Origin of the sequence: Methylobacterium sp. Leaf112, assembly GCF_001423295.1 — a bacterium.
Taxonomy (GTDB): domain Bacteria; phylum Pseudomonadota; class Alphaproteobacteria; order Rhizobiales; family Beijerinckiaceae; genus Methylobacterium.
This window is the reverse complement of the sequence record NZ_LMNG01000012.1, coordinates 393,713-405,000: the sequence shown is the minus strand read 5'-3', so window position 1 is coordinate 405,000 and position 11,288 is coordinate 393,713. Positions and strand designations below refer to the sequence as shown.

The 11,288-nt window shown below is 73.8% G+C and carries 9 protein-coding genes (1 of these 9 cut by a window edge); 8 read left to right on the top strand and 1 reads right to left on the bottom strand.

Annotation, left to right across the window (positions count from 1 at the left end):
* The 8 genes from ASF52_RS08615 to ASF52_RS08580 all read left to right on the top strand — a co-directional run.
* Window positions 1-1,132 carry the 3' portion of a UbiA family prenyltransferase gene (locus ASF52_RS08615; RefSeq protein WP_244473749.1) on the top strand. Its footprint begins 275 nt before the window's first position, so only the last 1,132 of its 1,407 coding nucleotides appear in the window; its start codon lies beyond the left edge, outside the window; it ends in the stop codon at window positions 1,130-1,132.
* Window positions 1,129-1,557 (top strand): GtrA family protein, encoded by a 429-nt coding sequence (locus ASF52_RS08610; RefSeq protein WP_056170633.1) that lies wholly within the window; start codon window positions 1,129-1,131, stop codon window positions 1,555-1,557. Before ASF52_RS08615 ends, ASF52_RS08610 begins: the two co-directional genes overlap by 4 nt.
* Window positions 1,554-2,888, top strand: a complete 1,335-nt coding sequence (locus tag ASF52_RS08605) for an FAD-binding oxidoreductase (RefSeq protein ID WP_056170630.1) — start codon at window positions 1,554-1,556, stop codon at window positions 2,886-2,888. Before ASF52_RS08610 ends, ASF52_RS08605 begins: the two co-directional genes overlap by 4 nt.
* A 52-nt stretch (window positions 2,889-2,940) precedes the next feature.
* On the top strand, window positions 2,941-3,696 hold the full coding sequence (locus ASF52_RS08600) for an SDR family oxidoreductase (protein WP_056170627.1): 756 nt from the start codon (window positions 2,941-2,943) through the stop codon (window positions 3,694-3,696).
* Window positions 3,697-3,862: 166 nt separating this feature from the next.
* Window positions 3,863-7,483 (top strand): AsmA family protein, encoded by a 3,621-nt coding sequence (locus tag ASF52_RS08595; protein ID WP_056170625.1) that lies wholly within the window; start codon window positions 3,863-3,865, stop codon window positions 7,481-7,483.
* A 95-nt stretch (window positions 7,484-7,578) separates the two neighbouring features.
* Window positions 7,579-8,976, top strand: a complete 1,398-nt coding sequence (locus ASF52_RS08590; protein WP_056170623.1) for an ethanolamine ammonia-lyase subunit EutB — start codon at window positions 7,579-7,581, stop codon at window positions 8,974-8,976.
* Window positions 8,973-9,785 carry an ethanolamine ammonia-lyase subunit EutC gene (gene eutC, locus ASF52_RS08585; RefSeq protein WP_056170621.1) on the top strand — a complete coding sequence of 271 codons (813 nt, stop codon included), beginning with the start codon at window positions 8,973-8,975 and terminating at the stop codon, window positions 9,783-9,785. Before ASF52_RS08590 ends, eutC begins: the two co-directional genes overlap by 4 nt.
* A 90-nt stretch (window positions 9,786-9,875) precedes the next feature.
* On the top strand, window positions 9,876-10,313 hold the full coding sequence (locus ASF52_RS08580; protein ID WP_056170618.1) for a hypothetical protein: 438 nt from the start codon (window positions 9,876-9,878) through the stop codon (window positions 10,311-10,313).
* A 77-nt stretch (window positions 10,314-10,390) separates the two neighbouring features.
* Here ASF52_RS08580 and fabI read toward each other — a convergent pair whose 3' ends face one another.
* Window positions 10,391-11,221: an enoyl-ACP reductase FabI gene (gene fabI / locus ASF52_RS08575; protein WP_056170615.1), complete on the bottom strand. Its 831-nt coding sequence runs from the start codon at window positions 11,219-11,221 to the stop codon at window positions 10,391-10,393.
* Window positions 11,222-11,288: the final 67 nt, after the last annotated feature.

Here is an 11,288-nt window from a genome sequence, read left to right as displayed (position 1 = left end):
CCGCCATCTCGGCCTGTTCGACGGCTGGTTCGCCTCCGACATACACCGCAATCTCTCCGGTGCCGCCAAGGCGGAGCGCTTGGTCGCGGCGTTCGGGGAGGGCGGGTTCGACTACCTCGGCCATGACGGCGACGATCTGCCGGTCTGGGCCCGGGCGAGCCGGGCCGTCGCCGTGCGCCCCGCGCCGGCCACGCGCCGGCGGCTCCTGGCGCTGGCGCCGGACGCCACTTTCCTGTCCGAGAGCGGGACCGGATGGGCGCAGCGGGCGCGGATCTGGGCCCGGCTCCTGCGGGTCCACCAATACGCCAAGAACACCCTGGTGTTCGTTCCTGCATTCATGGCCCATCGCTTCGACGGGCCGGCTTTCCTCGCCGCGCTCCTCGCCTTCGTGGCGTTCTCCCTCTGCGCGTCGAGCGTCTACCTCGTCAACGATCTCATCGACCTCGAGGCCGACCGGGCGCATCCGACGAAGCGCCACCGCGCCCTGGCCGACGGCCGGGTGCCCCTGCGGGCGGCCATGGGCGCGGTGCCGCTCCTGCTCGCCGCGGCCCTCGGGGTGAGCCTCGCCGTCTCAACGGCGTTCGCCGGGGTGATCCTCGGCTACTTCGCCCTCACCCTCGCGTATTCCCTCGTCCTCAAGCGCAAGATGCTCATCGACGTGGTGACGCTGGCCGGGCTCTACACCGTTCGGGTGGTGGGCGGCGCCGTCGCCGTCGGCGCCGTGGTGTCCGATTGGCTGCTCGCCTTCGCACTGTTCATGTTCATGTCCCTGGCGCTGATCAAGCGCTACACCGAACTGACGGCGCGCCTCGACCGCGGGCTGCCGAGCCCGGCCAACCGCGATTACGAACTCTCCGACCTGCCCATCGTCGCCGCCCTGGCGGCGGCTTCCGGCTACAATGCCGTGGTGGTGCTGGCGCTCTACCTGTCTTCGGACGCGGTGACTCAGCTGTATTCGCGGCCCAAACTGCTGTGGTGCGTCGGACCGGTGATCCTGTACTGGATCTCGCGCGCGCTGCTCCTCGCCCATCGCCGGATGATGCACGACGATCCCATCGTCTTCGCCCTGCGCGACCGCGTCAGCCTGATCGCGGCGGCGACCGTGGGCGCCCTGGTGCTCGCCGCCATATGAGCGCCGCCGCCGTCGCCCCCGCGCCCTTCGTCCTCGGTCTGCGCTATCTCGGCTTCGCGGTGCTGGCCACGGCGGCCAACCTGCTGGCGCAGGAAGCCACCGTCCGGATCGCCCCGGCGGCGCCGCTTCTGGCCTCCCTCGTCATGGGCACGGGCGTCGGGTTCGTGGCCAAGTACCTCCTCGACAAGCATCTTGTGTTCTTCGACGCCTCGCGGACCCATACGGAAGAGGCCCGCAAGGTCGCGCTCTACGGCCTGTTCAGCGTGGCGACCACCCTGGTGTTCTGGGCCTTCGAGTTCGGATTCTTCGCGATCTGGGGCACCGCGCAGGCCAAGTATGCGGGCGCCCTCGTCGGACTCGGTCTCGGCTACGCGGTAAAGTACGGCCTCGACCGTCGCTTCGTGTTCGGGCCGCGCGCCCCATGAGCACGCAGGAGCTGGCGGGCTGGGGCCGCACCCCGCGCCGGGCGACGCGGCTCCTCGCCGTGCGGGCACCGGGCGACGTGGCGCCAATCCACCGGGCCGAGACCGGGTTCATCGCCCGCGGTAACGGACGGGCCTACGGCGACGCCGCGCTCGGCTGCACCACCACCCTGGCGCTCCGCGGGCTCGACCGGATGATCGCCTTCGATCCGGAGACCGGGCACCTCGCCGTCGAGGCCGGGGTGCTGCTCGCCGACATCGTCGACGCCTTCCTGCCGCGCGGATTCTTCCCCGCCGTGGTGCCGGGCACGCGCTTCGTCACCGTGGGGGGCGCCATCGCGGCCGACGTCCACGGCAAGAACCACCACGGCGCCGGGGGTTTCGGCGCCCACCTGCGCGACCTCACCCTGGCCCTGCCGGACGGGACGGCTCGCACCTGCGAGCCGGGCTCGGACCTGTTCGCCGCCACCATCGGCGGCATGGGGCTGACGGGCACGATCCTGCGCGCGACCCTCATCCTGCGCCGGATCGAGACCGGCTGGATCCGCCAGAGGACCATCGCGGCGCCCGACCTCGACGCCGCCCTGGCGGCCCTGGAAGCCGCCGACCGCTCGACCTACGCCGTCGCCTGGATCGACGGCCTCGCGCGTGGGTCGGCACAGGGACGGGCCCTGATCTATCGCGGCGAGCATGCCACCCTGGCCGACCTCGCGGACTTGGCCCCCGATGCACCGCACCTGCCGCCGGCGCGGCGCGGCGCCCTGACGGTGCCGTTCGACCTGCCGGCTCTGACGCTGAACCGCTGGAGCGTCGGGGCCTTCAACGCCCTCTACTACGCGCGCGGCCGTGCCGGCGCTGGGCCGGACCGCCTGGTCGGCTGGGCGCCGTACTTCTTCCCCCTCGACGGGATACGCGACTGGAACCGCATCTACGGTGCGGGCGGCTTCCTGCAGCACCAATGCGTGATCCCGAAGGCGCGCAGCCGGGACGCCCTCGCGGCGATCCTCGACCGGGTCTCCCACGCGGCGCCCTCGTTCCTCGCCGTGCTGAAGCTCCTCGGACCCGGGGGCGGGCTGATGTCGTTCCCGCTCCCCGGCTACACCCTCGCCCTCGATTTCCCGGCCAATCCCGCCAACCGCGCCCTCCTCGACAGCCTCGACGCCATCGTGCGGGCGGCGGGCGGGCGGCTCTACCTCGCCAAGGACGCCCGCCAGAGCCGCGACACCTTCGAGGCGGGCTACGGCGCGGCCGCGACGCGGTTTCGCGCCCTGCGGCGGGAGATCGATGCCGACGGCCGGATCGCCTCCGCACTGTCGCGGCGCCTCGGCCTGTGAGCGGGGTTCCGCCGGGCCGCCGTACTCCACCGTCCAGCCCGTCCGAGGCCGCATGACCCAAAGCTCTCCCACCCATAAAGTCATGCTCCTCGTCGGCGCCACCTCCGACATCGGCCATGCCACGGCCCTGGCCTACGTGGAGGCCGGATGGGACGTGATCCTGGCCGCCCGCGATGCGGCGGGCGCCGCCCGCAACGCCGCCGACCTCACGGCTCGCACGGGCCGCCCGGTTCCCGTCGTCGCCCTCGACATCACCGACACTGCGGCCTTCCCGGCCTTCGTCCGCGATCTGCCGCGCCTGCCCGACACGGTGGTGAGCGTGGTCGGGCTGCTCGGCGATCAGGCGCGGGCGCAGTCCGATCTGGCGGACGCCGCCCTTGTGATGCGGTCGAACTTCGAGGGGCCGGCCCTGCTGCTCGGCCTGTTCGCCGAACACTTCGCCGCGCGGGGCTCCGGCACCCTGGTGGGCGTCTCCTCGGTGGCGGGCGAGCGCGGGCGGGCGTCGAACTACGTCTACGGCGCGGCCAAGGCCGGGTTCACCGCCTTCCTGTCGGGCCTGCGCAACCGCCTCGCCGCGCGCGGCGTCCACGTGCTCACGGTCAAGCCCGGTTTCGTCCGCACCCGGATGACGGCGGGGATGCCACTGCCGAAGCCGTTGACCGCCGAGGCCGCCGAGGTCGCCGCCGCCCTGTTTCGCGGCGCCGAGGTGACCCGGCGCGACGTGGTCTATGTCCGCCCGGTCTGGGCCCTGGTGATGATGGTGATCCGCGCCATCCCCGAGCCGGTGTTCAAGCGCCTGAAGCTGTGACGCGCCGGCGCCGACGCCGCGTCTCGGTGGGGCGGCGTCGGGAGCGGGCGCCTGCATCCGCCACGGGTACGCACAAGCCCGGCGGGTGTGGTATGCCGCCCCTCGGGCGGGACGTGGATCCCGTGGAACGGCCCCGCCTCCGGGGGCGCTGCGGAACGAGACGCGCGTGCGTGACATCCTGACCGCGCTGGCGGGACTCATCGTCCTCCTCCTCGTCGCGGCCCTCGCGATCCCGCCCTTCGTGGCCTGGGAGGGGCAGCGCAGCCTCATCGACGGCCTGGTGTCCCGGTCGCTCGGCTTGCCGGCCCGCAGCGCCGGCCGCCTCGAGGTCCGGCTCCTGCCCTCGCCGCGCCTGCGCTTCGACCGCCTGCGCCTCGGGCAGGCACCGAACCGGCCCGCCCTCGACCTGCATTTCGTGAAGGCCGAGGTGGCGCTCACCCCGCTGATCACCGGCGCCGTGCGGTTCACGGAGACCCGGATCGGCCGGGCCGAGATCCGCCTGCCCGTCACCGAGGGCGAGGCGATCCTGGTGCCGGCCGATCTCACGGGCGGGCTCGGCGACCGCGACCTCGCCATCGAGGACCTCCAGGTCCGCCAGCTCCTCATCACCACCCAGGTGCCGGCGACGGGCCGCACCGACCAGATCTACGCGGAAGGCGTGCGGGTCTCCGCCCCGCGTCTCACCGGTCCGTGGCGGGCGGAGGGCACCAGCCGGGGCGTGCCGTTCCGGGTCGCCACGGGCGAGCCGACGCCGGAGGGCGTCCTTCCGGTCAAGCTCTCGGCGGGCGGCGACACCCAGCCCTATGCGGAGATCGACTCGAAGTTGTCCCTCGCGGAGGCCGGCGCGGAGGCCGCGGGGCCGGGCGAACGCGCCGTGATCCCGCAGGCCGAGGGCACGGCCCGCCTCGTCATCGGTCCGCCGGCCCAGGCGGCGGGCGCCTACCTGCCGGTGTCGCTCGCCGGTGCGTTCACGGCGCGGGGCACCACCGCGCGGTTCAAGGCCCTCGACCTCGACATCGATCCGGGTGGCCGCGCCCTGCGCCTGTCGGGCTCCGGCCGCGTCGATGCCCGCAACGGCCGCGCCGCCCTCTCGCTCGGGGCCCGCCGCCTCGACCTCGACGCGTTCCTGCTCTCGGCCGCGGGCCAGGCCCTCATCGCGCGGGGCCCGCCGAAGGCCGGGATCAGCCTGCCGGTGAGCGTCGATGTCGAACTCGCCGTCGACAGCCTGTCGCTCGGCCTCGACGACTGGTCGAACCTCGCCCTGGCCGGCACCTTCGAGCGCTCGGGCGGCCTCCTCCTGAAGCGGTTCGCCGTCACCGCCCCGGGGGCCGCCGCCCTGACCGCGTCGGGCGAGATCGACGCCGATCCGGGGCTCCGCTTCACCGGGCGCCTCGGTCTCGACGCGCCGGCCTCGGAGGCCTTCGGGCGCTATCTCGGCAAGCTCGGCGTGGAGGGTCCGGGCGTCGCCCTCATGGACGGGCGCCCCATCGTCGCCTCCGCCGACCTCTCGGCCGCGCCGCTCTCCGTGTCCCTGCGCAATCTGCGCCTCGACCTCGGCACCGCGCGCATCACCGGCAACGCGCGCTACCGCGCCGCCGAGCCCGGCGCCCGCGGGCGCGTCGATGCGCAACTCGCCGCGCAAGGCGTCGACATCGCCGCCCTGCCGTCGTTCAGCGGGGCCCTGGCCGACCTCCAGGGCCACGATTTCGGCCTCGTGCTCCAGGCCCGCGACGTGCGCTACGGCCCGGCGGGCGTGGCCTCGGGCAACGGCACCATCGCGGCGAGCATCCAATCGGACGGGGCCAGTCTCGCCATCGACAGCCTCGACGTGACGGATCTCGCCGGTGCCAACGCCAGCCTGTCCGGCCGGATCGACGCCGACGGGGCCGGGCGCATCGCCGGCCGCGTCTCGGCCCCCGTGGCCGCGCCGCTGATGGCCCTCCTCGACCGGGTGTGGATCGCGGAAAGCCGGCTCGTCCCCCCGGCGTTTCGCGACCGCGCCCTCGATCTCGACCTGACCCTGCAGCGCGACGCGGGCGCCCCCGACACCTTGCGTACCACCGCCAAGGGACAGGCGGCGGGCGGCAGCCTCGACCTCGACCTCGTGAGCCGCGCCGGCCGCATCGCGAGCCTCGACCTCACCCTGGCGGCCCCGTCCGCCGCCACCTGGTTCGGCCGTGCCGACCTTCCGGCGCTGGCCCGGCCCGCCCGTCTCCATCTCGCCGGCACCCGCGCCGCCGGACCCGAGGGCGAGGCCGCCGGGCTCGTCCTCTCGGTGACGGGAACGGTGGCCGACCTCACCCTCGCCACCACCCGGCCGATCCTGCTCGGACCCGAGGCCGGGGCCGGGTACGGCGCTGCGCGGAGCGGCGAGATCCGCCTCGGCAGCCCCGACATCGCCCCCTTCGTGCCCCTCGTCTCCGGTACCGCGCCCCTTCCCATCGGCCTGCCGGCCGACCTCACCGTCGCCCTGTCGCGGGCCGGCGACGAGGCCCGCCTGGGCGTGACCGGGCGGCTCGCCGGAACCGCCGTCTCGGCCGAGATCGGGATCGCGCCGGAGGGCCAGATCTCCGGGCGCGCCAAGCTCGGGCGCCTGTCCCTGCCGGCGCTCGCCGCCGCCCTGGTGATCCCCACGGAGGTGAAGGCCGGTGCCGACGCGGCGTTCGTGCGCTTTGCCGCCCCGCCGCCCGTCCGCCCCCGCATCGACCTCGCCCTCGCGGTGGACAGCCTCGACCTCGGACGCGGCCACGTCGCCACCGGCACCACCCTCACGGCGCGCTGGGAGGACGGCACCCTCGGCCTCACCGACCTCGCCGGCACCCTGGCGGGCGGGCGGCTCACGGGCGCCGTCACCCTGTCGCGCCAGGGCGGCGCGGCCGCCGTGGCGGGGGAGGGGACCCTGAGCGAGGCGGGGCTCGCCGGCCTCGTCGGCACCGGTCCGGTCTCCGGGCGCCTCGGCGCGACCCTGCGGTTCGGCACTTCGGGCGAGACCCTCGCGGCCCTGGCCAACAACCTCGGGGGCAGCGGCGCCCTCACCCTCGCGGACCTGACCCTGCCGGGCGCCGACCCCATGGGCCTGACCCGTGCCCTCGACCGGGCGCTCGCCGAGGACGACCCCTTGCGCGAAGGCCGTCTCCAAGCCCTCGTCACGGAGGAACTCGGAAAGGCGCCGCTCATCGCCCCCGGCCCCGTCACCACGCCCGTCACCCTGGTGGGCGGAACCCTGCGGGGCGGCCCCCTGACCCTCGATCTCGGGCCCGCGCGCTGGAACGGCACCCTCGGCCTCGACCTGCGGACCGGCCGCCTCGACGCGCGCGGCACCCTCACGGCGGCGTCGGCGCCGAAAGCCTGGACCGCAGGACCGCCGGCGATCCAGCTCGGCTTTTCCGGGCCGGTGGCGAACCCGGAACGCCAGGTCGATGCGGGTCCCTCGACCAACGGTCTCGCCACCCTCGTGCTGCAACGCGAGCTCGAAAGCATCGAAGCGATGGAGGCCGACCAGACCGAGCGCCAGCGCCGCCGCGCCCGCGTCGAGATGGACCGGGCCCGTGCCGCCGCCGAGAAGGCCTATGCGGACAAGCTGACCGCCGAGAAGGCGCTGGCCGAGAAGCTCGCGGCGGAGGAAGCCGCCCGTCAGGCCCGCCTCAAGGCCGCCGCGGAGCGCGCCGCCGAGGTCGCGCGTCAGGCCCGCGCCCGCGAGGCCGAGGAAGCGGCCCGACGCCAGGAAATCGAGGCGGCCCGGCGCCAGGAGCCGGCGGTCGAGCCGGCGCCCGCCCCGCAGCCCTGAAGCCGCGCGCGCCGGACGCACGGGATCGCGTGGGGCGACCTCGACACCCCGCCCGGGTTGTGGCTTCGTACGGTCTCGGCGCGGGGGAAACGGCCATGGCCTACCGGTGCGATCTCGGCGGCGAGCGCCACACCTTCGCCGACCTGAAGCAGGTGCTCGCCGCCGCCTCGCCCCTGCGCTCGGGCGACGAGCTGGCCGGGTTGGCGGCCACCAGCGATGCCCAGCGCATCGCCGCGCGGCGCGTGCTCGCCGACCTGCCGCTGCGCGTGTTCCTCGACCAAGCCCTGGTGCCCTACGAGGCGGACGAGGTCACCCGGCTCATCGTCGACACCCACGACGCGGCGGCCTTCGCCGCGATCGCGCACCTCACCGTGGGGGGCTTTCGCGACTGGCTCCTGTCCCATGCGGCCACGCCCGAGATCCTCGCCGCCCTGGCGCCGGGCCTGACGCCCGAGATGGTGGCGGCGGTCTCGAAGCTCATGCGGGCGCAGGACCTCATCGTGGTGGCGCGCAAGTGCCGGGTGGTGACGGCGTTCCGCACCACCCTCGGCCTGCCCGGCCGCCTCGGCACCCGGCTCCAGCCGAACCACCCCTCCGACGACCCGCGCGGCATCGCGGCCTCCGTCCTCGACGGCCTGCTGTTCGGCGTCGGCGACGCCTGCATCGGCATCAACCCGGCCACAGACAGCGTCGAGAACGCCCGCGACTTGATGGTGATGCTGGACGAGCTGCGTCAGCACTACGACATCCCCGCCCAGACCTGCGTGCTCACCCACGTCACCAATGCCCTGCCGATCCTGGAGCGCGGCGCGCCCGTCGACCTCGTGTTCCAGTCCGTGGCGGGCACGGAAGCCGCCAACCGGGGCTTCGGGGTCGATCTCGCGGTGCTGGCCGAGGCCCACGACGCGGCGCGCGGCCTCAAGCGCGGCACGGTGGGCGACCACGTGATGTATTTCGAGACCGGCCAGGGCGCGGCGCTCTCGGCCGACGCGCATCACGGCGTCGACCAGCAGACCGTGGAGGCCCGCGCCTACGCGGTGGCGCGCGCCTTCCGGCCCCTCCTCGTCAACACCGTGGTGGGGTTCATCGGCCCGGAATACCTCTACGACGGCAAGCAGATCGCCCGCGCCGGCCTCGAAGACCATTTCTGCGGCAAGCTGCTCGGCCTGCCGATGGGCTGCGACGTCTGCTACACCAACCACGCCGAGGCCGACCAGGACGACATGGACGGGCTGATGACCCTGCTGACGGTGGCGGGCTGCAGCTTCCTCATCGCCGTGCCGGGCTCCGACGACATCATGCTCAACTACCAGAGCCTGTCGTTCCACGACGTGCTCACCTTGCGCGCTACCCTGGGCGTCCGGGCGGCCCCCGAATTCGAGGCGTGGCTGGACCGCATGGGCCTGACCACGCCGGAGGGCGGCATCCGCGAACTCGAACCCCGGCATCCGAGCCTCGCCCGGCTCATGGACCGCGCGAGCCGGGTCGCGTGAGCGACGACGCGCCCGTCCCCGCCGGCGATCGCTGGGCGACCCTGCGGGCGGCGACCTCGGCCCGCATCGGGCTGGGGCGCCGGGGCGACGCGATGCCGTTGGACGCGGTCCTCGATTTCCAGCTCGCCCACGCGAAGGCCCGCGACGCCGTCCACGCCGCCCTCGACACCGAGGCCCTGGCGGCGGCGTTGCAGCCCCATTCCGTCTTGCAGGTCCGCAGCGCCGCGCCCGACCGGGCGACCTACCTGCGCCGGCCCGACCTCGGCCGGATCCTCGACCCCGACACGCCCCTCCGAGGCGGGGCGGGTCTGGTCGATCTCGTCTTCGTGGTGGGCGACGGCCTGTCGGCGATCGCGGTGCAGGCCCAGGCCGCGCCCCTGGTCCAGGCCTGCCTCGCCCGCCTCGACGGGGTGTCGGTGGGGCCCATCGTGGTGGCGTGCCAGGCCCGCGTCGCCCTCGGCGATCCCATCGGGCAGGCGCTTGGCGCGCGCCTCTGCGCCGTCCTCATCGGCGAGCGTCCGGGCCTCAGCGTCGCCGACAGCCTCGGGATCTACCTCACCCACGCGCCACGGCCGGGCCGCCGCGATTCCGAGCGCAACTGCATCTCCAACATCCACGGCCGGGGCGGCCTGTCCCCGGAGCGGGCGGCCGACACCCTGGTCTGGCTCGTCCGCGAAGCCCTGCGGCGCGGGGTGACGGGCGTCGCCCTGAAGGAGAGCGCTGCCCTCGCAACCGGACCGAGCAAGGCCCCCGCGATTTCACCTGTGGCGAACGGCGACCCCCCGGCCTCGGAACCGACGGAGGGCTGAAAACTTGAGACGGGGTAGCGTCCTTCTAAGGACGGACGCCGCAACAGATCACCTGAGGGGGTGGTTTGCTCAACCTATGGTCTACGCTCCATGATCCTCTCCCGTACCGCTCCGTTCGCACTCCTGGCCGCGCTGGCCCTGCCCGCGACCCTGGCCTCCCCCGCCACGGCACAGCCCGCCGCCGGCCTCGACCGCCCCTTGCTGGTCCACGGCAACTATTGCGGCCCCGGCAACAACGCGCCGCTGCCGCCCATCGACGCCCTCGACGCGGCCTGCGCCCGCCACGACGCCTGCACGCCCTCCGGCGGTCTGCCGTCCCGGGCCTGCAACGTCCGCCTGGAGCGCGAGGCATCCGCCGTCGCCCGCGACCCGCGCCAGACCGACGAGCTCCGCGCCATGGCGGGTCTCGTTTCGGCCAGCATCACCCTGATCCCGTCGGACGATCTCATCCGGCCCGCGGCCCATCGCTCGGTCGTGACGCTGCCGGCGGCCCCGACCATCGAGCGTCCGTCCGACGCAGAGGACTGAGCGGGGGACCGGACCACGTCCCTGTTCCGCCTTTGCGGGACAGGGGCCGAGTTCCGCGACCTCCCGCTGAACCGAGCCTAGACGGCGTCGATCAGGCCGGCCTCGTCCTGGGCCTGAAGCACGTCGGGGCGCGGCATCGAAATGATGTTGTAGCCGGAATCGACGAAGTGGACCTCGCCGGTGACGCCGCCGGAGAGGTCCGACAACAGGTAGACGGCCGAGCCGCCGACCTCCTCCTGGGTCACCGTGCGGCGGAGCGGGGCGTGGGCCTTCTGGTGGTTGAACATCAGCCGCGCATCGGCGATGCCGGCGCCGGCGAGCGTCCGCATCGGGCCGGCCGAGAGGGCGTTGACCCGGATCCCGTCGGGCCCGAGATCGCCCGCGAGGTAGCGCACCGAGGCTTCCAGAGCGGCCTTGGCCACACCCATCACGTTGTAGTTCGGCATGACCCGGGTCGAGCCGCCATAGGTCAGGGTCAGGAGCGACCCGCCGCGCGGCATGCGCTTGGCCGCGCGCTGGGCGATCTCCGTGAAGGAGAAGCACGAGATCGTCAGGGTCCGCGAAAAATTCTCGCGGGTGGTGACGTCGACGTAGCGGCCCTTGAGCTGGTTCTTGTCGGAGAAGCCAATGGCGTGGACGACGAAATCGATGCCCTCGGGAAACCGCTTGTCCAGGGCCTCGAACACGGCGTCGACGGAGGCGATGTCCTCGACGTCACACGGGATCACGGTGTCCGAGCCGAGGGAGGCTGCCAAGGGAGCCACCCGGCGGCCCAGGGCCTCGCCCTGATAGGTGAACGCCAATTCGGCGCCATGCTTGTGCAGGGCGGAGGCGATCCCCCAGGCGATGGAGTGATTGTTGGCGACCCCCATGATGAGGCCGCGCTTCCCCGTCATCAAACCCGTCATGCGTTTCCCCGTGGGCGTGGCCCGTTCCGGCCGTCGCTCTGATCCCTGTCACGGGAGCTTAGAGCGT